Consider the following 23,737-nt stretch of genomic DNA (forward strand, 5'->3'; position numbering starts at 1 on the left):
GGAGCGTGGGCCCGGGGGAGTTCGTTTGGCTCAGTTGTTTCGGTGATATTTCCAAGTTGGGTCGGTGGTGACTAAGCGCATAGTCATCCACTAGGCTGCCGAGTGTCAAGGGTCACAGGACGCGCGACCTGCAACTGCGCCGAACGTCTGATCGCATGCACTACCAGCGGCAGTGACACCCACCGACGAGACGAAAGGCGAGGATCACGCATGGCCAGACGGCAGGCCCGGTTCACGGCGCAGGATCTGGCGGAGGACGTACGGCTGCGCGACGATTCGCCGGACCTGTGGAGCACACGACTGGGTGAGGTGCCACGGGGTCTGCTGACCTCGGCCGTGCGCTGCTTTGCCGCCAACGGATTCCACGCCACCACCACCCGCGACATCAGCGAGGGCATGGGGCTCAGCCCGGCGGCCCTGTACGTCCACTTCCCGTCGAAGGAACTGGTCCTCTTCGAGATCATCCGGACCGGCCACGAGCGGGCCCTGGCGTACATCCAGGATCCGGCGGTCACCGCCGTCGAAGACTCCGCCGAGCGGCTGCGGGCCATCATCGCCCGGTACACCACCTGGCACGCCCGTCACCACGTGGCCGCCCGGGTCAGCCAGTACGAACTCGCCGGTCTCACCCCCGAGCACTACGCCGAGGTGCTCGAACTGCGCCACCAGACCAACGAGTTCCTCCGCGACACCGTGGCACGGGGCATGGCCGACGGCTCGTTCGCACCGGTCGACGTCAAACGGATCACCCGCGCGATGCTGTCGCTCAGCATCGACCTCGTCCGCTGGTACCGCCTCGAAGGGTCCGACTCGCCGGAGCAGTTGGGCGAGTACTACGCGGATCTCGCGCTGAAGCTGGTCGCCCACCCGGGCCCGACCCCACCCCCCGACGACGACACGATCCCCGGCCCACCGTCACCGCGGCGGTCCGCAGGCTAGGGCTGGAGGTGCCCATGCGCGGTCTGATGCAGGACCGGCCGCTCGATGTCGCGACGCTCATGCGCCGGGTCGAGCGGATGTTCGGTCACAAGCGGGTCATCACCGCCACGGCGGACGACGAGGTTGTCACCCCCTGGCACCAGGTGGTCCACCGGGCGCGTCGCCTCGCCGCCGCTCTCGACCTGCTCGACGTGCCGCCCCAGGCACGGGTGGGCACCTTCGGCTGGAACTCCCAACGCCACGTCGAGCTGTATCTCGCCGTGCCGACCAGCGGTCGGATCCTGCACACGATCAACCATCGGCTGCACGCCCCCGAACTCACCTACATCGTCAACGACGCCGCCGACGACGTGCTGTTCGTCGACCGTTCGCTGCTGCCGGTCGTCTGGCCGCTGATCGAGCAGGCACCGACCGTGCGCCACGTCGTGGTCATGGACGACAGCGGTACGGCACCACTACCCGACGACTCCCGGGTACGCGACTACGAGGCGCTGCTCGACGAGGTACCCGCCCCTGGACCGCCGGTCGTCGTCGACGAGAACGACGCGGCGAGCCTCTGCTACACCTCGGGCACCACCGGCCGCCCCAAAGGTGTGCTGTACAGCCACCGCTCGATCGTCCTGCACGCACTGCTGCTCCTGGGGGCGGACAGCTTCGCGATCAGCGAGCGTGACGTGGTACTGCCCATCGTGCCGATGTTCCACGTCAACGCCTGGGGCCTGCCGTACGCCGCCATGCTCGCCGGCTCTGACCTCGTGTTGCCCGGCCCCGCGATGAGTCCGGCCGCGCTCGCCGGGCAGCTGGCCCGACACCGGGTCACCTTTGCCGCTGGCGTCCCGGCGATCTGGCGCGGGCTCCTTCCGCTGCTGGACCAGGTCGACCTCTCGGCCCTGCGTATGGTCGTCTCCGGCGGCAGCGCCCTGCCGGACGCGCTCGCCCGGGCCTGGCATCAGGCGACCGGGGTGATGATCACCAGTTCCTGGGGCATGACGGAGGCGAGCCCGCTGGTCGCCTGCTCGCGCATCGCGACCGTGCACGACGGACTCGACCAGGAGGACCAGCGCGCACTGCTCGGCACGCCGGGTCCCACCGTCCCGCTGACAGAGGCGCGTCTGATCGATGACGTCGGCGATCCCGTCGACCACGACGGCGTCACCCCCGGTGAGCTTCAGGTAGCCGGGCCCACCATCGCCGCGGGCTACTTCGGTGCCGAGCCCGGCGCCGTCGCCTTCACCGACGACGGTTGGCTGCGCACCGGTGACATCGCCACCATCGACCGGTACGGCTACGTGCGCGTCGTCGACCGCACGAAGGACCTGGTGAAGTCGGGCGGCGAATGGATTTCCTCGGTCGAGTTGGAGAACGAGATCATGACGCATCCCGAGGTGGTGGAGGCCGCGGTCATCGGCATCCCGGACGACCGGTGGGGCGAGCGTCCGCTCGCCTGCGTCCTCACCACACCCGGATCCGACTTCGACGCGGCCGCGCTCCGGGCCCACCTGACCGGACGGGTCGCCTCCTGGTGGATCCCGGAGCAGGTCTGGGTGCTGCCCGAGATCCCCAGAACGCCCACCGGAAAGGTCTCCAAGCTCACCCTCCGACAGTTGCACGCGACCCTGCATCGGTAACCAGGCGCAGCGTGCTCAGGCGTCCGGACCGGTGCTCGCAGCACCGGCCCGGCTTCACGCCGCACGCGAATGCGTACCGTGGCAGTGGCCCGGCCGCAGCCGCCCGACGACTGGCTGGCGGACGTGTCGGCGGTGCGGGGCCGGCGGCACCTGACGCCGCTACCTGAGCAGATCGCACCGCCCGCGACGCCAGTGGCATGCTGAGCCCGTGATCATGCGTGACTGGCTCGTCGGCCTGGCCATCGCGGTCGTGCTGTTGCTTGCCTCCTGGACACTGCTGATCCTGCTCGCCCGCCGCCTGCCACCCGGCATCATGCGCGACCTGGCCGCCTTCATCCCCGACTGCGTCACCACCGTCCGCCGGCTGCGCGCCGACCCCCGAGTGCCCCGCCGAGCGAAGATCGCCGTGCTGATCGCCGGGATCTGGGTAGCCAGCCCCGTGGATCTGATCCCCGAGTTCCTGCCCGTCATCGGACCCCTCGACGACATCGTCGTCGTCGCGCTCGCCCTGCGCTACGCCGCACGCCAGGTACCTCGACACGTCATCCTCGCGGCCTGGCCCGGCGAACCGCGGCTGATCGAACGGCTGCTCGGCACGCCGCCAGCCTGACCGACCCGATCACCCTGGCAGCCTGACCTGATGATCGTGCACGACCTGCCGATCGCCGCGTCCGCCCCGGCCGCGCTCACCGCGGCCGCCGGGCTGGTCCCTGATCGGTTGGTTCGCCGCCCGCGCTGTCCCTCGCGCGGGCACGTTCCAGAGAGCAGCGGCACACCTAGCGGTCGAGTCGATCACGCAGGTCGTCGACCTGCTGCTGGAGCCGGTCCACCGCGCCCTCGTTGTTGAGGAACGTCGTGATGCCCGCGCCGAGTGCCAGCCCGAGCAGCAGCGCGATCACGCTGAGTACCAGCCCCCCGATCGCCACACCTCGGCCGGTCACCTCCGGTCGGGCGGCCATCTTGAGCCCGACGATGCCCAGGACGATGCCGACGATGGCGAGCACCACACCGATCCAGGCGAGGATGGCGGTGAGCACGCTGAACAGCGCGGCCACGCCGAACACGAGCGCGAGCGCGGCGGCCGCGCTGGTCTTGGCCGCCGTACCGGATCGGGTCCGGCCGGCGCGGGTCGAGGTACCGGCCCCGCGGGCCGGCCCGCTGGACGCGGTCATGGCACTCCCTTCGGTACCTCATGTGGCGCAGGTTCCTGCCGGCCGCTTCCCCCGTCGCCGCCGACTCATGCCTGCTGGTTCACGGTCCTTCGCACGCCCGGATCATCTGGGCGCCGCGCTGGTGCGTCGTCGTCTGGACCGGACGGACCGGTGGCGAGGGCTCGAAGTACCGGACGTGGGGGCTGCCGGACCGGCGGCTGGAGGGGCCGGTCGGTGGGTGGTAGCGGCGCGGAGCGGATGGCCCGCGTCCTGCGCGCGGTGGTGCGGCACATCGAGTGGTCCGTCGACATGGTCGACCTGGAACTGGAGACCTGGGAGAACTACCTCCTGGCGCAGGCGGCCGGCGACGGCGGCCTGTTCGTCGGGCCGGACGTCAACCGCCTGCAGCGCCACCTCGCCCTGCTCGGCCACCGCACCGCGCTCAACCGGGACGCCGTGCGTACGTCGAATGGTCGCTGCGCGGACTCACATGTTCTCCGGTCCGATCCCCGGTCCAGGCCGCTTCGAGGATCGCGGTCAGGCTGGCGGTGTCGTTCGGGCCCGGATGATTCTGGATCAGGCGGGTGACGCCACTGGCCAGCTCCGCGAAACGCGGGAGGTCGGCGCGTGCGACGCCGATGTCCGCCAAGGTGGGCGGGATGCCGATGTCGGCAAGGAACCCGTCGAGCCAGGTGAGGAAGGTGTCTGCGGCCTCGGCATCCGAGGCATCGGTCACGTCGAGCCCGCACACCCTGGCGAGGATGGCCAACCGGTCGCCGATGGCGTCCCTGGCCGCGTCCAGCGCGTAGGGCAGCAGCAACCCGACGCCCAGGCCGTGCGGCGTGTGCGTGGCTGCGCCGATGGGGTACTGGAGGGCGTGTGGGGCCGCGGTGCCCGCGTGCGAGAAGGCGAGCCCGGCGAGCATGGACCCGTAGGACATGTCCGCGCGCGCGTCCGTGTCGCCGCCGTCCCGGACAGCACGACGCAAGCTACGGGCGATCCGCTCCGCGGCCAGGAGCGCGTAGTGGTCGGTGATCGGGTTGCGGCCGAGGAACACCTGCTCCACCGGGTCGCGCGGTCCGTGGGCCCGGGGTCGCGCGGTGTAGCTCTCCACCGCGTGACAGAACGCGTCGATGCCGGAGTGAGCGGTGACTGTCGCAGGGCAGGTGTATGTGAGTTCAGGATCGACGATGGCGAAGTCGGGCACGATGTGGACGCTGGAAACCCCCACCTTCAGCTCGCGGTCCGGGTCGGTCAACACCGAGACGGGGGTGAGTTCGGAGCCGGTGCCTGACGTCGTCGGGACCGCGACGAGCGGAATCGTCGGCCCCGGCACCTTCGACTCGCCGTAGAAGTCGCGCGGTGTCCCGCCGTGGCGTCGGATGACGCCGACGATCTTGGCGAGGTCGATCACCGTGCCACCACCGATGGCGAGGATCACGTCGGCGTCCACCTCGGCGGCGACCGAGACGGCCAGGGCGACATCGGCGAGTGGTACGTCTGGAGCCGCGTCGGAGAACAATGCGACGACCTTGATCTTCTCCCGGACGGCGGCCACGATCTCGGCCACGCCCGGCTGCCCTAGGAGAACCTGGTCGGTCACGATGAGGACTCGCGAGCCGCTCTCGGCCACCACTCGTGGGATGTTCTGTGCGACCCCTTCGCCCACTATCAGCTGGCGTGGTCCGCGGACGGTCTCAAGCATGTCGGTGCCTCTCCGGAACGTCGGCGGCGATGTGCTGGGCGGACGTCCAGGTCACCTGCGCGACCGGGACGGCGTCGGCGAGCTTGGCCGCCCCGGTGGTGCCGGCGCGCGCGCCGGGCGGCGGCGGTGCGCACGCCGGCGAAGTGCCGGGCGTCCCAGGTGCCGGCGGGTTCGTGCCGGCCGTGGCCCGGTTCCCGTCCGCCGGGTGGAGACCGGTCAGGTCGTGTCCGCACCGGGCGCGGTGATTTTCGGCGTACGCCTGAGGTGGCAGGCTGGTCACGGCAGGTCGATCGCCGCGTAGGTGAGGTCGAGGTACTCAAGGATGCCCTCGTGCGATCCCTCCTTGCCGACCCCGGACTGCTTCACGCCTCCGAACGGAGCTGACGGGTCCGAGATCAGACCACGGTTGATGCCGATCATCCCCGTGTCCAGCCCCTCGGTGAACCGGAGCGCCCGCTGGAGGTCACGGGTGAAGAGGTATCCGACCAGGCCGTGCTCGGTGTCGTTGGCCTTCGCCAGCACCTCGTCGTCGGAGGTGAACGAGATGATCGGCGCGACCGGGCCGAAGATCTCCGTCCTGAGCATCCGCGCATCGTCGGGCACGTCGACGAGGACTGTGGGCGGGTAGAAGTGGCCCGGCCCATCCGGCCGCTCGCCGCCCACCACGACGCGGGCGCCGCGATCGACCGCGTCGGCGACCAGCTCGTCGATCGTGGTGACCGAGGACTCGTCGATCAACGCCCCGACGTCCACGCCGTCGTCGAGACCATGGCCCACCGAGAGCGCGCCCATCCGCTCGGCGAAGCGCGCCGTGAACTCCTCGCGCACCGGCTCCTCGACGTAGATCCGGTTGGCCGCGATGCAGGACTGCCCGATGTTGCGCATCTTGGCCACCATGGCACCGTCGAGCGCGACGTCCAGGTCCGCGTCGGCACACACGATCAAGGCCGCGTTGCCGCCCAGTTCCATGGAGGTGCGCAGCACGTTGTCGGCGGCCTGTCGCAGCAGCACGCGCCCGACCTCGGTCGACCCGGTGAACGAAAGCTTGCGGGTGCGCCTGTCGGCGAGCAGCGCGGAGACCACCTTGCCGGCACGCTTGGTGGTCACCACGTTTACCACGCCCGGGGGAACGCCGACCTCCTCCATGATGCGGGCCAGGACCAGCATGGTGAGTGGCGTCTGCGCTGCCGGCTTGGTGATCGTCGTGCAGCCCGCGGCCAGCGCAGGAGCGATCTTGCGGGCCCCCATGGCCAACGGAAAGTTCCAGGGCGTCACGAAGACGCACGGTCCGACCGGCTTCGGCACGGTGAGGATGCGATACCCACCTGCGGGGGCGGTGCTGTACCGCCCCTCGACGCGCACCGCCTCCTCGGCGAACCAGCGGAAGAACTCGGCGCCGTAGGCCACCTCTGCCCGAGCCTCGGCGAGCGGCTTGCCCATCTCGAGCGTTATCAGCCGGGCGATCTCCTCGGATCGCCCGGTCAACGCCCGGTACGTCGCGGTCAGCAACTCTGACCGTTTCCGCGGCGGGGTCGCCGCCCACTCCGCCATGGCCTTGCTCGCCACGTCCAGGGCGGCAAGACCGTCAACGACGTCGGCGTCCGCCACCTCGGCGATGGTCGTGCCGGTGGCCGGGTCCTCGACGGCAAAGGTGGCGCCGCTTGCGGCCTCGCGCCAGGCGTCGCCGACCCGGAGCCGCCGGTGCTCCGGGGCCAGGACGTTCATCGGGTCACTCATTGCGTCGCCTCCTGCGATCTTCTTGGTCTGCCGTGCCTCAGTGATCGCGCTGTGCGCGTGGACGGACGGGCCACCCGCCCTCGTCGGGGGGAGAGAGGGTGCCGAGCGGGTCGACTGTGGCAGTGGCCCGGTCCGCAGGGCGACGCCCCGGGCCACCGATCGCCTTCTCGGGCCACGGCCGTCTCGGCGTCGTCAGGCCGTGCTCCAGGGTGACGGTCCGCCGAGGTTCGGCTGCCGGGTGTGGGCGCATGGTGCCGTGGCCGCCGGCGCGGTTACCGCCCCGCCTCCGACAGCGACAGCCCGGTGCCCGCATCGAACAGGTGCGCACGGTCCAGGTCGACAGTGACCAGCAGCCGCTCGCCCGTCGTTCCGGTGACGGTCGGTCGTGCCTTGACCTTGAGGATCTCGGTCCCCACTCGGACGTCGACGACCGTCCGGTCACCGAGCGGCTCAAGCCCGTAGAGTTCCCCCGACAACGAGGCGTCGCCGCGCTGCTCGACGGACAGGTCCTCCGCACGCAGGCCCAGCAGCAGCGCTCGACCGTCCTCAGCGGTGGTCCAGCGGGGCCGCGGCAGCGTCCAGCCTTGCGCACCGACCAGACGATCTCCCTCGGCGTGGCAGGCGAGCAGGCTGATCGGTGGGCTCCCGACGAATCCTGCGACCCACTGGTTGGCGGGACGCTCGTACACCTCGGTCGGCGTTCCGACCTGTTGCACCTTCCCCTCCTTGAGGATCGCGACCTGGTCGGCCATGGACAGGGCTTCGACCTGGTCGTTTGTCACGTAGACGAAGGTTGCTCCGAGGCTGCGGTGGATGCGGGTGAGCTCGGTGCGCATCTCGACGCGGAGCTTGAGATCGAGGTTTGTCAGTGGCTCGTCCATGAGAAACGCGCGCGGGTGACGGACCAGCGCCCGGGCCAGAGCGACACGCTGCATCTCACCACCCGACAGCTGTGCGGGACGACGCTGCAGCAGCCGTTCGATGTGCAGCAGGTTCGACATCCGCTCGACGGCAGCGGCGATCTCGCTCGACGAACAGCGGCGTGCCCGCAGCGGGGAAGCGATGTTCTCGTACGCCGTGTGCCGCGGGTAGAGGGCGTAGTTCTGGAAGACCATGGCCAGGTCGCGCGCGGCCGGGGCGTCAGCTGTCGCGTCCCGCCCGTCCAGGTGCACCGACCCGGCGTCAAGCTTCTCAAGGCCGGCGATCGCCCGCAGGGTCGTCGTCTTGCCTGCCCCGGAGGGCCCGAGCACGACGAAGAACGAGCCGTCCGGCACGTCCAGCGTCACCCCGTCCAGGGCCTGGACCTTGCCGAAGGACTTGCACAGCCCGTGCACTGCCACGGTTCCCATCAGGCCACCAGTTCTTCCGTGCTCACGTCGTAGACCGCCGGGGTCCCGCCGGTGTGCCGCAGCCCGACCGGTGTGTCAGCGGCGAACCGGACGGTCGGTGGCGTCCGCACCCGTACGTCGCGCTGGCTGCCGTGGTCGACCACGTAGATGATTTCGTCGCCCAGCCACTCCACCGAGACCACGCGGGCCGGGACCGAACGGTCCGCCCCCGGTTCGGTGACTTCCAGTGCCTCCGGCCGGACGCCGGCGACCAGGCGACGGTCGCGCGGCAGGCCTGGCGGTGGTGTGAGGGCCAGTCCGCCCTGGCTGCGCAGCTTCCCGTCGGTCAGCTCCACCTCGATCAGATTCATCGGCGGTGAGCCGATGAATGCGGCGCAGAAGAGACTCGCCGGACGGTCGTAAACCTCCAGCGGCGTGCCGATCTGCTCGACGCGGCCCTTGTTGAGGATGGCGATTCGGTGACCGAGTGACATCGCCTCGACCTGGTCGTGGGTGACGTAGACCATCGTCGTCCCCAGTTCCCCCTGCAGGTGCTTGATCTCCGTGCGCATGTCCGCCCTCAGCTCCGCGTCGAGATTGGTGAGCGGTTCGTCCATGAGGAATGCGCGCGGTCGTCGCACCAGGGCGCGAGCAAGCGCGACGCGTTGCTGCTCCCCGCCGGACAACTGGCGCGGTCGCCGGTCCAGCAGCGGACCGAGCCGCATCAGCCGGGCGGCCTCGTCGACCCGCTCGCGCACCTGCTGCTTGGGTAGTCCCTCGGCCCGCAGGGGGAACGCCAGGTTGTCGCGGGTTCTCAGATGCGGGTAGAGAGCGTAGAACTGGAACACCATGGCGATGTCGCGTTCGGCGGGCGGCAGGTCGTTGACAAGCGTGTCGCCGATGCGGATGTCGCCCGTCGTCTGCCGCTCCAGGCCGGCTATGGCCCGCAGCGTGGTCGTTTTGCCGCAACCCGACGGGCCGAGCATCACGAACAGCTCGCCGTCGCGGATGGACAGCTCCACGTGATCGACCGCGACCGTCCCGTCCGGGTAGCGCTTGTGCAGGGCGGTCACCTCGATGCCCGCCATCAGCGTCGCACCGCCCCGAGCGTCACACCGGCGACGAGGTGCTTGCGCACCAGGTAGGCGAAGACGAGCACCGGTAGGGCGAACACCACGGAGGCGGCGGCCACGAGACCCCAGTCCGTGGTGGTACCACCGATGAGCCCGGCGATGGCGGGTGGGGCGGTCCGCACGCTGTCGCTTGAGGTGAGGAAGATGGCGAACACGAACTCGTTCCACGAGAAGATGAGTGCGAAGACCGCCGTCGCGGCGATGCCGGGTACGAGCAGGGGAAGGGTGAATCGCCGGAACGCCTGCAACCGGGTGTAGCCGTCGAGCATGGCGGCATCCTCGTACTCCGCGGGCACCTCGTCGACGAACCCCTTCATCATCCAGATCGTGAACGGGACGTTGAAGGCGGTGTAGATGAGGATCAGGCCGAGCTTGCTGTCGATGAGTCCGACCTGGCGGTACATGAGGAAGATCGGGATTACCACCACCACGGGCGGCATGAAGCGGGTGGAGAGGATGAAGAACAGCTGGTCCTTCTTGGCCTTCACGGCGAAGCGTGAGTAGGCCCAGGCCGCCGGGACGCCCAGCACGGTGGCCAGCACCGTGGAGACCCCGGCGACCACGACGGAATTGAGGAACGCGACGGACAGGGCCGAGCGACCGCCGCCGGGAGCGACGAACACGTCCTTGAAGTGGTCCATGGTGACCGTGAAGCCGAAGAACTGGGCCGGAACGGCATAGACGTCCCGGTTCTCCTTGATGGACGTTTCGATCATCCACAGCACCGGAAAGAGCATCACGACGGCCAGCACGGTCAGCAGCGCGATCTCCAGCGCGGATCGGCCCCGGCCGCCAAGGCGGCGCGCGGGGGGCGTGCGGTCCAGAGCAGGACCTGCGGCCACGGCCTCGTCGACGGAGACGGCCATCAGCCCTCCTTCAGCTTGTTCAAGTAGCGCAGGTAGAGCTGCGTGAGGACGATGACGACGAGGACCATGAGGATCCCGTACGCCGAGGCGGTTCCGGTGTTGAAGCCCAGGAACGCGACCTTGTAGACGTGGAACGACAACGTCTCGGTGGAGACACCCGGGCCTCCGTTGGTGAGGATGTAGACGAGGTCGAACAGCCGGAAGGCCTCGATGGACCGGAACAACACGGCAATGAGCAGTAGCGGCCACACCAGCGGAAGAGTGATGGTGCGGAACCGGAACCACTCGGACGCCCGGTCGATCGAGGCGGCCTCGTACAGGTACTTGGGCACCGCGGTGAGGCCGGCAAGGGCGATGAGCATGATGAACGGCGTCCACTGCCAGGTGTCGACCACGATCAGGGAGATCAATGCCGTGCGCTGCCGGGTGAGCCACTCCACCTGCCCGAGGCCGATCGAGCCGAGCATGCTGTTGATCACGCCGAACTGCGCGTCGAGCATGAATCGCCAGAACAGCCCGACCACGACCGGCGACAGCATCATCGGAACCAGGAACAGAGTGGTCAGCAGTCCTCGCCCGTGCGTGCGCCGGGAGATCAGGTAGGCGATGGCGAAACCGAGCACGGTCTGCAGGGTGACCGCGCCGACCACGTAGATCAACGTCGTCAGGGCCCGCTGGTGGACCTGCGCCGAGGTCAGAATGGCGGTGTAGTTCTCGAACCCGATGAATCGGGGGGAGCCGCCGCGGGTGGCCGAGTAGTCGGTGAAGGACAGGTACAACGCCCACAGCAACGGGAACACCGACATCGCGAGCAACAGCAGCAGCGCGGGGGAGATGAAGGCCACGGCGAGTCCGCGGTCGCTCAGCCGGCGGGACCGACCCGGTGCAGGTGGCGTCACAGACGCCACCTGCCCGGGGTGATCGGTCGTCAGAGGTACGGGGTCACTCACAGTCCGCCGCCGCCCCTGCGGTTGCTGGAGTCGAGCACCGCCTGCTGCTCCTTGGCGATGTCGTCGAGCGCGTCCTTCGGACTCTTCGCTCCGTTGAGCGCCGCGTTGACGTTTGTGTTCTCGATGTCGACGAGGCGCGCGTACTCGGGCACGTTCCACATGTCCCGCATCCGTGGCACCGAGTCGGCGTACACCTGGTTGAACGGCCCTGCATTGAGGAACTCGGGCGATTCCAGGGCGTCCGTACGCGCTGGCACGCCACCGGCCGCGGCCCACTTCTTCTGGATGTCGGCCCGCTCGAACCACTTCATGAAGTTCAGGGCCTCGGCCTGGTTTGCCTCGGGGGAGTAGGCCGACACGTGCATCCCCATACCGCCGAGTGGGACCAGGTTGGTCTTCTGGCTCGGCAGGGTGGCAAAGCCCAGCTTGTCGAGAATCTGCTCCCGGGTGGCGCCGAGCGTCGACTGCTTCGGATCGAGCAGGCCACCGCTCGCGGCGATCCAGTTGAACGCGATGCATGCCTTGCCCTGGGCGACCGCCGCGTTCACCTCGTCGATGAACCAGTTGCCGGAGCCCTTGGCGGTAAGCGGCTTCATCTTGTTGACCAGGACGTCCATCGCCTCCTGGCCGGCGGCGTCGTTGAGGACGCCTTCGATCTTGCGCGTCTTGGCGTCCCAGAGGTTGCCGCCGTAGACGCCGTTGACCGTGTTGTAGGTGACGGCCGCGGCGTCGGAGCCGTTGGCCTGGTGGAAAGCCAGCCCGCTGACGCCCGGGTTGTCCGTCTGGCACTTCTCGGCGACTGAGATCATCTCATCCCAGGTCTGCGGTGGCGTGTCGCCGATCAGGTCCTTGCGGTAGATCATCGTCCAGGTGTCGCCGAGCAGCGGCAGTCCGTACAGGCTGGCGTTCTCGTCGCGCTTGCCGGTCTCCGCCTGGGGGAACTGGCCGTAGGCGGCCAGGAGGTACGGGTTGTAGGCCGTGACGTCGATGTTGCTCTTGACGAAGTCGGTGATGTCGAGGATGTTGCCGTTCGTCACGGCCTCGCCGATGTGCTGCGAGTCCAGGATCGCGATGTCGAAGTCGGTCTTGCGCGCGGCGAACTGGGTGAACATCGCGTCGTGCCAGTTCGCGTTCGGCACAGTGTTGACCTTGATGGTCGCGTTCGGTCGCTCCTTCTTGTACTCCGCGTTCGCGAAGGCTTCCAGTGCCTGGGCGGGGGGCCAGTCGAACCAGATGAAGCTGAGGGTCAGCGGGTCCTTGGTGAGTTCCGGGATGGTCGCCGGCGCCTTGGGGGCGCTCGCCGTCCCGCCGTCGTCCTGGCCATCGCCGCAAGCCGCCATGGTCGTGGCCACCAGCAGCATGGCCGCCGTCGCCAACTGCACCTTTCGACCGGGAGCCAACAGTCGTCCGATTCGCTGGGGATATCGCATCTTCTCGCCTGCTTCCTGGGTGGGGACTTCTGGAACCTCGCTATGCGCTTCGCCGACCAGGTGCTGGGTTGTTCAGGCGTGCTGCCGGGCTGACACGGGGCGACCCGCAGGCCGGCGTCACGAGCACGCCGCGATTTACTGGATCTTCATGCCGTCGAGGAGCCTTCGGCCCAACCGCGGCCCGTGGGCGAACCGAGCGGGATGTCGAGCACGTTCATGGGAGCTTCAGGTGATCGAGGTGGAGCGATCGCGGGAGACTCCGCGACGGTGCAGGATGGCGGTTGTACGCCACTTTTCCTATACGATCCGGCTGGGGCGTCAGCATGTCGCAGAGTTGTGACTGATGTCAACAGGTTCCGGAAGACGCAAAGAAGGGCCTCACGTCACGATGGACGACGAAAGAACGATCGCGCGGGGCCGTCGGGCCGTGACGGGCGGAACGTCGCCGGGAAGATCTGGTGGCCGGCTCGCCGACGAGGTGTACGACACGCTGCTCGGACAGCTCATGTCCCTACGGATCGAGCCTGGCTCCCGCGTCACGATCGACGTCCTGGCGCGAGAGCTGGGGGTCTCGCAGACGCCGATCCGAGACGCGCTGAACCGTATGGAGGCCGAGGGCCTGGTCGTGCGGGTGCCCCATGCCGGCTACCGCATTCCACCTCAGATCACCCGTCAGCGGTTCGAGGACATGCTCGAGGTTCGCCTGCTCCTGGAGCCGGCGGCGGCGCGTAGATCCGCCGAACGTGCCTCCCTGGAGCAGGTGGCCGGTCTGCGCGGGATGCTGGCGGAGATGGCGGAGCTGGAGGGGGGCAAGGGCCCGACGGCCTATGGCGCCTTCGGTCTACGCGACGCCGCCTTTCACGATCTCGTCGCCCTGAGCGCGGAGAACCAGGTCATCCGGGAAGCGCTCGCTCGCCTGCACAGCCACGTGCACCTCTTCCGGCTGCACCACGACACGCAGGTCACTCACCTGGCCATGGCCGAGCACGAGGACATTGTGGCCGCGATCGCCGCGCGTGATCCCGACGCCGCCGCGTACGCGATGCGCCGCCACATCCTGCGGTCCGGCGAGCGTTTCCGGCGATTGTTCGACGAGGCCAAGGACGCGGACGCGGTGGCGGCGGAGGCTTGACGGGCGGGCTGGGCCGGGGAATGCTAACCGAATCGGATCGGATCGGATTGGATCTACCTCACCCGCCCCCAGATGCGAGGAGAAGCAGATGCCCAGAGCGCTGCTCCTGACCGGCGACGCCGCCGAGGAACTCGACACCATGTATCCCTACTACCGCGTGCAGGAGGGCGGCTGGGACGTCGACGTCTCGTCACGGACGAGGCGTGACGTGCAACTGGTCATTCACGAGTTCGACCCCAACTCCGACGCCTACGTGGAGAAGAACGGCCGGAAGCTGCCGGTCGACGTGCCCTGGGCCGAGGTCGACGTCGAGCGCTACGACGCCCTCATCATCCCCGGGGGACGTGCCCCCGAGTGGATCCGGGTCGACGCCGACGTCCGGCGCATCACCGAGCACTTCTTCGCGCGCAACCTCCCCATCGCACTGGTGTGCCACGGCGCGCAGGTACCAGCGGTGTACGGGCTCCTGAAGGGTCGAAAGACGGCGTGCTTCCCACCCATCACCGGTGACATGGAGAACGCGGGCGCGACGGTCATCGACGCTCCCGACGTCGTGGACGGCAACCTCGTCTCCTGCCGGGGATGGCCCGACATGCCGCAGTTCGGCAGGGCGATGATGGAGGTCTTCTCGAAGTCCGTCGACCCCGCATCGGCATGAGCGCCCCCACCCCGCCCCGGTGACGACACTTCGGACCGTCACGGTCGACGGTTCCCCCGTCCACGTCCTGGAGAGCGGCACCGGGCCCGCGGTGCTGATGCTGCACGGCTCCGGGCCCGGCACGACCGGGTCCGGCGCCTGGGCAACGACTGCGCAGGCGCTCGGCACGTCCTGGCACCTGGTGGCTCCTGACCAGGCGGGGTTCGGCCGTACACCTGTCCCGGCGGGTTCCGCCGGTGGGCTCCGGCTGTGGTCGGAGCAGGCCGCGGGCCTGATGGATGCCCTCGGCATCGACCACTACGCCGTGGTGGGCCACTCCATGGGTGGTGCCGTGGCGCTGGCCTTGGCGGCCGCGCGCCCCGAGCAGGTCACCCAGGTCGTGGCGGTCTCGACGATGGGCGCCCCCGGGGCGCCGTTGTCCGCCGATCTCGACGCGATCTGGGCCGCCCCCGCCGGCCCTCTCGGGGCACGAGACATGCTGAGTCGCCTCGTCCTCGACCAGGCGCTCGTGACCGACTCGGCCGTCGATGCCCGGACGGCTGCGATGCGAGCGGGGGCGGCCGCCTACGCGTCGTTGTTCCCTCCACCCAGGGCACGATGGGTCGACGGGCTCACCCTCTCGGCGCAAACGCTGGCCGCGGTCCGCGCACCCGTGCTGCTCGTGCACGGCGCCGACGACCGGGTCACCCCGCTCGAGACGGCAGTCGGGCCCCTACTCGAGCACCTGGCCGATGTCCGTCTGCACGTGTTCGGCCGATGCGGGCACGTGCCGGCGATCGAGCACCCGCACGAGTTCAGGCAACTGCTGTCGTGCTTCCTCCGCCGGAGCGGCCGTCACTAATGCTGCGGCAGGTCCGCAGCCCGTCCTGAGGCGGATCAGCATGACGAGACGTGATTCGCGCAGAAGCCAACGCCCTCAGCTGCGACTGATGGCGTGTTTCCTGGTCGCGGGGCCCGATCGGGTGGGAGCGATACCGGCGGGGCGGCAATCTTGACCGTCCGATCGCTACACTCCCGGACAACGTCCCGGAGTGCACACAGAACCCGGTGCGCTGGCTCAGGAATCGGATGGAGATGCCGTTGACCCGCGACAAGGCCGCACCCCCCGGAATCGACCCCACCGTTCCCAGCGTGGCCCGGGTCTACGACTACTTTCTGGGTGGTAAGGACAACTTCGAGGTCGACCGGAAGGTCGCCGAGCACGCCCTGCGGATCACGCCGGACGGGCCGGCCGCCGGCCAGGCGAACCGTGCCTTCCTGCGCCGGGTGATCCGTCACCTCGTCACCGAGGCCGACATCGACCAGTTCCTGGACATCGGGTCAGGGTTGCCCACCCAGGGCAACGTGCACGAGGTCGCCGCCGAGCACAACCCGAACGCCCGGGTGGTGTACGTGGACAACGACCCGATCGTCCTGACGCACGGGCGGGCCCTGCTCACCGCGGAGGGCACCGCGACGGTGATCCAGGCCGACATTCGGCGACCGCAGGAGATCCTCGATGATCCGGACGTCCGCCAGTTTCTCGACTTCGACCGGCCGATCGGGTTGTTGCTCTTCGCGATCCTGCACCATCTCGGCGACGACGAGGAGCCGCGAGCGGTGTCGGCAGAGTTGATCGACGCGCTGCCGTCGGGCAGTTACGTGGCGATCTCGCACTTCCGTGATCCGGGTGAGCGGGACCCGGAGGGCTCCCGTAAGGCCCGTGAGGTCGAGCGGGTCTTCAACGAGTCGCTGGGCACCGGCCGCTGGCGAACCGACGAGGAGATCCTCTCCTTCGCCGATGGGCTGACGCTGCTGGAGCCGGGGCTGGTGCCGCTGGCCGAGTGGCGTCCGGATCCGGGCACGCCCGCGCCGAAGCAGACCGACACCTACCACACCTTCGTCGGACTACTTGCCCGCAAACCGTAGGTCGTCGCGACGTGGGCGGGACGCCCCGCGCACCTGCCCAGAGTGTGCGATCGAGACATGTCCGTCAGCGTCAGTCATCGGTGGCAGGGCGGTGCTCATCGATCGGGAGGAGTTCGAACACCGGGTGGCGATCAGCCTCGGCCACGAAGTCCTCGACCGGCGCGTCCTTGTCCGCACTGAAGTACGGCCGGGTAGCCGCGGCGACGGCGACGTAGCGCTTGAGTACCGGTCCGGCCTCCGCCGCCGAGATCTCACGAACGGCGTAACTCCGCCGGTCGCCGCGTCGGGCCAGGCCTACTCGTCCGGCGGCGCGGGCGTTGTGCACCCAGGACACCGCTCCGTAGGGTGCGACGAGCCATTGCCGCCCCTCGTGCTGGACCACCGTCGCCGGGTGCGTGAGCGGCCGGCCGCTCTTTCGGCCTGTCGTGGTCAGCATGTACGTGCTGGGCACCAGTCCCGCTCGGACGAACACACCGATGACGGCGTCGCCCACGCGTCGCCCCCGGCTGGCGCGGAACTGCCGGGCTCCACGGGGGCTTCCTGGCCCTGATTGGCTGGGTGTCGCGTCAGTCACCGCTACCGTCTTCCATCGATTTGGGTTGGCTCGGCGAACCCGTCCAGCCTGTTCGGTCCGGGCCAGCGGGTCAAGGCGAGTCAACCAACTCAGCGGCACCCCGGTCGTACGCTTTCGTCGCTGGCAGGCACCGCCGAACCGTACCGCTCATCGGTGGTCACCGGTGTCGGCGACGGTGAGGAACTGCTCCAGCCCGTCCAGGATGCGGTCGAGCCCGAACCGGAACGTCCGTTCCGGATCGCCGATCGCGTTGTACTCCGCGCCGGCCGCCTGCCCGACCCGGCCGGAGACCGGGTAGGCGTCGGCGGGCATCACCCGCTCGAGAACCGGCGCATTGATCTCCCACCATTCGGCGTCGGAGATGCCGGACCGCTCCGCCGTACGCCGGGCGTCCACTGATGCCCGCGCCATACCGGCGGTGAACCCACTCAGCAGCGTGACCACCTGATCCATCTGGAGATCGGTGAAACCGGCACCTTCGATGGCCGCGAGTTGCCACTCGTACCGGTCGGAGATGTTCGGACCGATCCACGGCCGGCTGTTCTCCACCTGCAGCAGCCAGGGATGCCTGTGGAACTCGTCCCACAGCTGTTCGGCGACCCGGGTCATCCGCTGCCGCAGCGGGCCCTTGTGCGGCGGGAGTTCCTGCTCGCCCGCCACCTCGTCCACCATCAGGCCGATCAGCTCGGAGCGGCCGGGGACGTAGGTGTAGATGGACATGAGCTTCAGCCCGAGCCGATCGGCGACCTTGCGCATCGAGAAGGCTGGCAGGCCCTCCTCGTCGGCCACCGCGATCGCGGCCCGAACCACCTCGTCGATGGTGGCCCGCTGCTTCGGTCCCCGGGAGCCCTGCGGCGTGCCGAGGGTGCGCCGCCACAGCAGTCCGAGCGTGCGGTCGATGTCCTGACTTTCCATGTGCGGAGATTACCCCGTGAGGTGTACGGTGTACCGCGCGACCATTTCCGTAAGGCATACGGAGTTAGGAGCCTGTGTTGACCAACCACACCCTGACCGCCGACGGACTACGCAAGAGGTACGGCGACGTGCACGCGCTGGACGGCTTCGACCTGAGCGTGCCCCCCGGTGTCATCCACGGGCTGCTCGGTCCCAACGGTGCCGGCAAGACCACCGCGGTCATGGCGCTGGCCACCCTGATCGACGTGGACGGCGGCAGCGCCAGCGTCGCCGGGTTCGACGTGCGCACCCAGGCCCACCAGGTCCGGCGCCGCATCGGACTGGTCGGGCAGCATGCCGCCGTCGACGAGATCCTCGGCGGCCGGCAGAACCTGGTGATGTTCGGCCGGCTCTACGGCCTGAACTCCGCCGACGCCCGGGTGCGCGCCGACCAGTTGCTCGACGCCTTCGGCCTGACGGACGCGGCGACCCGGGCGGTCTCCACCTACAGCGGCGGGATGCGCCGCCGACTCGACATCGCAGCCGGCCTCATCCTGACCCCCGCGGTGCTGTTCCTCGACGAACCGACCACCGGCCTGGACCCCCGCGGCCGCAACGAAGTCTGGGCCGCCGTCCGTAGGATCGCCGACCGCGGCACAACGGTCCTGCTGACCACGCAGTACCTCGACGAGGCCGACCAGTTGGCCGCCCGGATCTCCGTCATGAACCACGGCAGGATCATTGCCAGTGGTACGCCGGACGCCCTCAAACGCCAGGTCGGCGGCGACCGCGTGAGCGTCACGGTGCCGCTGCGCGAGCCACTGGCGTCCATCGCGCAGCGGATGTCGGCCGCCGTCGGGGCGCCGCCCGCGATCGACGCCGACACCCGCACCATCACCTTCGAGGTCGGCACCGGCGTGGTCGCGATCGCCGAGATCGTCCGCGCCCTGGACGAGCTCGGCGTCACCCCGGAGGACCTGATGCTGCGCCGTCCCACCCTCGACGAGGTGTTCCTGACCCTGACCGACAAGGAGGTGGCACGATGACCACACTGCGCGCCGGCTGGGTCATCACCCAGCGGGATCTGGCCCACTGGGTACGCCAGCCGTGGGCACCCATCTTCGGCCTGCTCTTCTCGATCATGCTGCTGCTGGTCTTCGGCTTCCTGTTCGGCGGCGCGATAAGCGTCCCGGGCGGCGGCGACTACATCAGCTTCCTGCTGCCCGGCATGCTGGCACTGAGCATGATGTTCGGGGTGGAGGCCACTGCGACCGCGATGGCCAACGACGCCCGCAAGGGCATCACCGACCGGTTCCGCTCGATGCCGATCGGCAGCGCGTCGGTGGCGCTGGGCCGCGTCGGCGCCGACATGGCCAACTCGGCTGTCGAACTGCTGGTCCTGATCCTCGGTGGCCTGCTCATCGGTTGGCGGATCTCGTCGGATCCGGCATCGGCGGCCCTGGCCGTGCTGCTCCTGCTCCTACTGAGGTTCGCCGTCCTGTGGATCGGCATCTTCCTGGGGCTGACCTTCCGCGGCGAGGGCGCGACGATGGCGGTGCAGGTGCTGGTCTGGCCCATCGGTTTCCTGTCCACCGCGATCGTGTCCGCCGAGACGATGCCCGGCTGGCTCGGCGCCATCGCCGCCTGGAACCCGTTGTCCGCGACCGCGTCCGCCACCCGTCAGCTCTTCGGCAACCCGACCGGCATCACCGAGGGGCCGCTTGTCGACGGGGCGGTGTGGCTGGCGGTCGGTTGGCCGCTCCTGCTGACCGCGGTCTTCGTGCCGCTGTCCGCGCGCGCGTACCGCAGACTGCGCAACTGAAACCGGCCGGACCGCGACACGCCGTGTTCGTGCGCACCGCAGTCCACGCCGCTCGGCCCGCCGCTCAAGCGGTTGTGCCGATGATCCGCAAACCAATTCACGGTCCCGACTCCACCAGGAGAGCAGATGAGCTTGACCGACCAACTGCACCGCCTGCTCGACGCCGGACTCGCTGACGTCACCGGCAGCAGTCCGGCGGAACTCGCCGCCTGGGTCGCCGCGCTGCCAGACGAACCCCAGTGCGTGCTGGCCGTGCACCCCGAGCTGGCCACCGCGCGTCAGCTTGCACCGCTGCTGCGCCGTCACGACAAACCCGGCTTCGTCGTCGACGACATGGTGGACCTTGAGCAGTTCGTACCCATTGACGGCCTCGCACTACCCGACCGCCCGCTCTATCTCGTCCGCGAACCCGACCGCGGCGACGACATGCGCAACTGGAGTCCCAACGAGGCGCTACCGGCCATCCTCGAACGCGGACGAACACCGCTCACCATCAACGAGGGGATCAGCTGGTTGCTACAGGAACCGAAGGTGCTCGAACCCAGTCACTGCTTCATGACGATCGGCTCTCGCAAACGCACCGGCGACACCCTCGACGCTCGAACCCCCGCCATCTGGATCAGCGGCGGAACCGGACGCGACGGCACCGCCCGACGCAGAGCGCCGAAGATCGGATGGTGCTGGGCCGGCAACCGGCACACCTGGCTCGGTTTCGCCTCCGCGCGCCACCGCAGCCCCGTCGACTGACCGCGGCGGCGGGCCCGGGAGGACAACGGGGAACGGCAACTGGCTCCAGCGTGACCGGCTCTCATCCCCGAGCCGGCTCTTCGGAGAAGTCACTTCCCGGACCCGCCGCCACCCAGGATGAAACCTTCCTCCGGCGCCGCCGTACCAGCCTCGCCCGACGACAGCGGCATGATCGGATGTCAGCAAGGACGGACGTGTGATCGGAAGCGGGTGCTGATGAGGCAACCAACGCTGTTCCTGACTGTTGGACTCCCCTGCACCGGGAAGACCACCGCCGCGCGACGCATCGAGATCGAGCACCCAGCGCTTCGTCTCACGAAGGACGAATGGGTCAAGGCTCTGTACGGGCACGAGAACCCGCCATCGGCTCAGGATGTGATCGAAGGACGGCTCATCCAGATCGGGCTACGCACCCTCGAACTCGGCACCAGCGTCGTGATCGACTTCGGCCTTTGGAGCCGACACGAGCGCTCGGCCCTGCGGCAGGCTGCGGCAGACCTCGGCGCGATGGTGGAGATGCGCTACTTCGAACTCAGTCCAGCCGAGCAGCGCACACGACTCGACAAGCGCCAAGCCGAAGCGCCCCACACGACGTGGCCCATGTCCGACGAGGAACTCGCCGAATGGGCCGCCATCATCGACATCCCCACGCCAGGCGAACTCGACGGCAGCGAACCCATCGATGACCCACCGGCCGGATTCACGACATGGACCGAGTGGCGTACCCGCCGCTGGCCACCGTCAGTCTCCTGACGCCTGCTCCGCTCAGCGCCACCCCGCCGCTCATCGAGCCGGCTGAACTGGGTCACGGATCATGCCGAGTCGCGTAGCACCAACTTCGTGGGCAGGATGATGGACGAGGGTTCGTGCCCCGCGATGAGGTCGACGAGCATCCGGGTCATTTCTCTGCCCAGGGCCTGGACCGACTGGTGAACGGTGGTCAACGGCGGATCGGTTCGTTCGGCCATGCCGAGGTCGTCGAAGCCCACCACTGCCACGTCGGCTGGCACGGACCGGCCGGCGTCGAGGAGGACGCGGAGGGCGCCCGCCGCTGTGTCGTCGCTTGCGGCGAAGATGGCGTCGAGGTCGGGATGGCTGTCAAGCAGTGATTTCATCGCTGCGGCACCGCCGGTCTCGGTGAAGTCACCTTCTGCCGTCGCGTACGGGGTCAGCCCGGCCATGATCATCGCCTCGCGGTAGCCGCGGTGGCGAGCGCGGCCGACGTCGGTGGACATGGGGCCGGTGATGGTGACGATCCGGGTTCGGCCGAGGCCGATGAGGTGTTCGGTGGCGAGTCGCGCGCCGCCGAGGTTGTCGGAGTCGACGTACCACTGTGGCTCGAAGTTCAATGGCCGCCCGCCGTACACCGCGGGCAGGCCGGCCCGACGCACGATGTGGGTAAGCGGATCGTCGCCGTGCAGCGCCATCAGCATGATGCCGTCGACGCCGCGCGTGTGCAGCAGGTTGGTCAGCCGGGACCGGCCCCGGCCGGAGCTGGCGAGGCACAGCAGCAGGTGCAGGTCGGTCTCCTCGAGGGCTGCGGACACGCCGACGATGACCTGGGCAAAGAACGGGTCGGCGAACAACTCGGGATCATCATGGGAGACCGCGAGTGCGACGATCCCCGTCTGTCGGGTGGCCAAGGCACGGGCGGTGCGGTTGGGTAGATAGCCCATCTCCTTGATGGCGCGCTCCACGGCATCGCGCGTGGCGCGGCTGACATGTGGCGCCTTGTTGATGACCCGGGACGCGGCGGAACGTGACACGCCCGCGCGCTCGGCCACCTCGTCGAGGGTCGGTTGCCGCCGAGGCCGCTGCGCTGCCATCGCGATGCCGAGTCCTTCCTGTCCGACGTCGGGGCAGCCGCTACCGCCGGCCGGTGCCGTTATCGCTAACCGATCGTATCGGTCGGCATCGACGGCGTCGAGGTGGCTCGCTGTCGTCGTCAGCCTGGAAGCGGTCCCAGGAATGCCTGGCCTCGATCTTGCCGCGAGATTGACCTCTCTTGACATCTGCCTGACATTTGCCGACCATCGGACGGTAATGTATCGACAAATCTCGCTGGAAGCGCTTCCAGTTTGTCCGAAGGAGACTTGGCCATGAAACGCTTCGCCCGCCCCTGGGGGCTTGCCGCCGCCCTGGCGTTGGCGGTTCCCGCGGTCCTGCTCGGGGCGCCAGCTGCGCACGCGGATCCGATCAGCCAGACCAGCGGCTTCTACGTCGATCCCAACTCGAGCCCGGCGACGTGGGCGGCCGCGAACCCGGGCGACGGACGGGCCGCCGCCATCCGCACCGAGATCGCGCAGAAGCCGATGGCCAGGTGGTTCGGCAACTGGAGCGGCAACATCGGGAGCGCGGTCGGGAGCTATGTGGGAGCCGCAGACGCTGTTGACAAGCTTCCGTTGCTGGTGGCCTACAACCTTCCCGGCCGGGACGCCTGCGGCGGACACTCCGGTGGTGGCGCCGGCAGCGTCGCCGCCTACGACTCATGGATCGCCTCTTTCGCCTCCGCCATCGGCAGCCGTCCTGCCGTAGTGGTCCTCGAACCGGACTCCCTGGGCGACTTCAACTGCATGAGCCAGGCGCAGATCAACGACCGGGTGGGGATGCTCTCTCGCGCCGTCGGCCAGTTCCGGTCCAGGGCCGCCAACACCTGGGTTTACATCGACGCCGGCAATCCCCGCTGGGTCGACGCCCAGACGATGGCGCAGCGGCTCAACATGGCTGGTGTGAGCAACGCACGCGGCTTCGCGCTGAACGTCTCGAACTACTTCACCACCGGCGAGAACACCAACTACGGCAATCAGGTCGCTTCCGCGCTACAGAGGTTCGGATACAGCAAGCCGTACGTGATCGACACCAGCCGCAACGGCAACGGCTCCAACGGCCAATGGTGCAACCCCGGCGGCCGCAGGATCGGCACGCCCAGCCGGATGGGCGGCGGCGCGGAGATGCTGCTGTGGCTCAAGACACCGGGTGAGTCCGACGGCAACTGCGGAGTCGGCGGCGGATCCAGCGCCGGACAGTTCCTGCCCGAGGTGGCCTACAAGATGATCTACGGTTACTAGGCCCTGTGCCGAAGTCTTCGGTCGAGCCGAGGCGGAGTCCAGGCGGTGATCCGGCAAGGCGGCGATT

Annotated in this window: 23 protein-coding genes; 12 read left to right on the plus strand and 11 right to left on the minus strand. The window is 68.9% G+C overall.

Annotated elements, in window-relative coordinates:
* The first annotated feature begins 210 nt into the window (after window positions 1-210).
* The 3 genes from AB0I71_RS08515 to AB0I71_RS08525 all read left to right on the plus strand — a co-directional run bounded on the left by AB0I71_RS08515 (window position 211) and on the right by AB0I71_RS08525 (window position 3,177).
* Window positions 211-939, plus strand: a complete 729-nt coding sequence (locus AB0I71_RS08515; RefSeq protein WP_357582591.1) for a TetR/AcrR family transcriptional regulator — start codon at window positions 211-213, stop codon at window positions 937-939.
* A gap of 14 nt (window positions 940-953) precedes the next feature.
* Window positions 954-2,567 (plus strand): long-chain fatty acid--CoA ligase, encoded by a 1,614-nt coding sequence (locus tag AB0I71_RS08520; protein ID WP_357582592.1) that lies wholly within the window; start codon window positions 954-956, stop codon window positions 2,565-2,567.
* A 214-nt stretch (window positions 2,568-2,781) separates the two neighbouring features.
* Window positions 2,782-3,177: a DUF1232 domain-containing protein gene (locus AB0I71_RS08525; RefSeq protein ID WP_357582636.1), complete on the plus strand. Its 396-nt coding sequence runs from the start codon at window positions 2,782-2,784 to the stop codon at window positions 3,175-3,177.
* A 166-nt stretch (window positions 3,178-3,343) separates the two neighbouring features.
* On the opposite strand, the gene AB0I71_RS08530 is transcribed toward AB0I71_RS08525, so the two are convergent.
* From AB0I71_RS08530 to AB0I71_RS08565, 8 genes are all read right to left on the minus strand, one after another.
* Window positions 3,344-3,739, minus strand: a complete 396-nt coding sequence (locus AB0I71_RS08530) for a DUF4190 domain-containing protein (protein ID WP_357582593.1) — start codon at window positions 3,737-3,739, stop codon at window positions 3,344-3,346.
* Window positions 3,740-4,160: 421 nt separating this feature from the next.
* A complete protein-coding gene (locus AB0I71_RS08535; protein ID WP_357582594.1) occupies window positions 4,161-5,423 on the minus strand; it encodes an iron-containing alcohol dehydrogenase in 1,263 nt (420 codons plus the stop codon).
* A gap of 276 nt (window positions 5,424-5,699) precedes the next feature.
* Entirely contained in the window at window positions 5,700-7,160 is a 1,461-nt protein-coding gene (locus AB0I71_RS08540; RefSeq protein ID WP_357582595.1) for an NAD-dependent succinate-semialdehyde dehydrogenase, read from the minus strand.
* A 272-nt stretch (window positions 7,161-7,432) separates the two neighbouring features.
* On the minus strand, window positions 7,433-8,509 hold the full coding sequence (locus tag AB0I71_RS08545) for an ABC transporter ATP-binding protein (protein ID WP_357582596.1): 1,077 nt from the start codon (window positions 8,507-8,509) through the stop codon (window positions 7,433-7,435).
* Window positions 8,509-9,576 (minus strand): ATP-binding cassette domain-containing protein, encoded by a 1,068-nt coding sequence (locus tag AB0I71_RS08550; protein ID WP_357582597.1) that lies wholly within the window; start codon window positions 9,574-9,576, stop codon window positions 8,509-8,511. Before AB0I71_RS08550 ends, AB0I71_RS08545 begins: the two co-directional genes overlap by 1 nt.
* On the minus strand, window positions 9,576-10,487 hold the full coding sequence (locus tag AB0I71_RS08555; protein WP_357582598.1) for a carbohydrate ABC transporter permease: 912 nt from the start codon (window positions 10,485-10,487) through the stop codon (window positions 9,576-9,578). The genes AB0I71_RS08550 and AB0I71_RS08555 overlap by 1 nt, the downstream gene beginning before the upstream one ends.
* Complete coding sequence (locus AB0I71_RS08560) at window positions 10,487-11,386, minus strand: sugar ABC transporter permease (protein WP_357582599.1); 900 nt, start codon at window positions 11,384-11,386, stop codon at window positions 10,487-10,489. The genes AB0I71_RS08555 and AB0I71_RS08560 overlap by 1 nt, the downstream gene beginning before the upstream one ends.
* A gap of 47 nt (window positions 11,387-11,433) precedes the next feature.
* Entirely contained in the window at window positions 11,434-12,867 is a 1,434-nt protein-coding gene (locus AB0I71_RS08565; protein ID WP_357582600.1) for an extracellular solute-binding protein, read from the minus strand.
* A 478-nt stretch (window positions 12,868-13,345) separates the two neighbouring features.
* Between AB0I71_RS08565 and AB0I71_RS08570 the strand changes: the two genes are divergently transcribed.
* From AB0I71_RS08570 to AB0I71_RS08585, 4 genes are all read left to right on the plus strand, one after another.
* Complete coding sequence (locus tag AB0I71_RS08570; protein ID WP_357582601.1) at window positions 13,346-13,999, plus strand: GntR family transcriptional regulator; 654 nt, start codon at window positions 13,346-13,348, stop codon at window positions 13,997-13,999.
* 88 nt (window positions 14,000-14,087) lie between these two features.
* Window positions 14,088-14,657 carry a DJ-1/PfpI family protein gene (locus AB0I71_RS08575; protein ID WP_074474091.1) on the plus strand — a complete coding sequence of 190 codons (570 nt, stop codon included), beginning with the start codon at window positions 14,088-14,090 and terminating at the stop codon, window positions 14,655-14,657.
* Window positions 14,658-14,676: 19 nt separating this feature from the next.
* Window positions 14,677-15,498 (plus strand): alpha/beta hydrolase, encoded by an 822-nt coding sequence (locus AB0I71_RS08580; protein ID WP_357582602.1) that lies wholly within the window; start codon window positions 14,677-14,679, stop codon window positions 15,496-15,498.
* A 227-nt stretch (window positions 15,499-15,725) separates the two neighbouring features.
* Window positions 15,726-16,565: an SAM-dependent methyltransferase gene (locus tag AB0I71_RS08585; RefSeq protein ID WP_357582603.1), complete on the plus strand. Its 840-nt coding sequence runs from the start codon at window positions 15,726-15,728 to the stop codon at window positions 16,563-16,565.
* A 70-nt stretch (window positions 16,566-16,635) separates the two neighbouring features.
* Here AB0I71_RS08585 and AB0I71_RS08590 read toward each other — a convergent pair whose 3' ends face one another.
* Together AB0I71_RS08590 and AB0I71_RS08595 are read right to left on the minus strand one after the other, a co-directional pair.
* Complete coding sequence (locus AB0I71_RS08590) at window positions 16,636-17,058, minus strand: nitroreductase family deazaflavin-dependent oxidoreductase (protein WP_357582604.1); 423 nt, start codon at window positions 17,056-17,058, stop codon at window positions 16,636-16,638.
* Between the two features lie 228 nt (window positions 17,059-17,286).
* Window positions 17,287-18,054, minus strand: a complete 768-nt coding sequence (locus AB0I71_RS08595) for a TetR/AcrR family transcriptional regulator C-terminal domain-containing protein (protein WP_357582605.1) — start codon at window positions 18,052-18,054, stop codon at window positions 17,287-17,289.
* Window positions 18,055-18,131: 77 nt separating this feature from the next.
* Here AB0I71_RS08595 and AB0I71_RS08600 point away from each other — a divergent pair, with 77 nt between their 5' ends.
* The 4 genes from AB0I71_RS08600 (at window position 18,132) to AB0I71_RS08615 (ending at window position 21,355) form a co-directional block, all read left to right on the plus strand.
* Window positions 18,132-19,079, plus strand: a complete 948-nt coding sequence (locus tag AB0I71_RS08600) for an ATP-binding cassette domain-containing protein (protein ID WP_357582606.1) — start codon at window positions 18,132-18,134, stop codon at window positions 19,077-19,079.
* Window positions 19,076-19,855 (plus strand): ABC transporter permease, encoded by a 780-nt coding sequence (locus tag AB0I71_RS08605; RefSeq protein WP_357582607.1) that lies wholly within the window; start codon window positions 19,076-19,078, stop codon window positions 19,853-19,855. Before AB0I71_RS08600 ends, AB0I71_RS08605 begins: the two co-directional genes overlap by 4 nt.
* A 126-nt stretch (window positions 19,856-19,981) precedes the next feature.
* On the plus strand, window positions 19,982-20,602 hold the full coding sequence (locus AB0I71_RS08610) for a DUF5701 family protein (protein ID WP_357582608.1): 621 nt from the start codon (window positions 19,982-19,984) through the stop codon (window positions 20,600-20,602).
* A gap of 216 nt (window positions 20,603-20,818) precedes the next feature.
* Window positions 20,819-21,355, plus strand: a complete 537-nt coding sequence (locus AB0I71_RS08615) for an ATP-binding protein (protein ID WP_357582609.1) — start codon at window positions 20,819-20,821, stop codon at window positions 21,353-21,355.
* Between the two features lie 59 nt (window positions 21,356-21,414).
* On the opposite strand, the gene AB0I71_RS08620 is transcribed toward AB0I71_RS08615, so the two are convergent.
* A complete protein-coding gene (locus AB0I71_RS08620) occupies window positions 21,415-22,428 on the minus strand; it encodes a LacI family DNA-binding transcriptional regulator (protein WP_357582610.1) in 1,014 nt (337 codons plus the stop codon).
* Between the two features lie 273 nt (window positions 22,429-22,701).
* Here AB0I71_RS08620 and AB0I71_RS08625 point away from each other — a divergent pair, with 273 nt between their 5' ends.
* Window positions 22,702-23,670, plus strand: a complete 969-nt coding sequence (locus AB0I71_RS08625) for a glycoside hydrolase family 6 protein (protein WP_357582611.1) — start codon at window positions 22,702-22,704, stop codon at window positions 23,668-23,670.
* Window positions 23,671-23,737 lie beyond the last annotated feature (67 nt).

The sequence above is a fragment of the Micromonospora sp. NPDC049891 genome (assembly GCF_040660295.1).
Lineage (GTDB): Bacteria > Actinomycetota > Actinomycetes > Mycobacteriales > Micromonosporaceae > Micromonospora.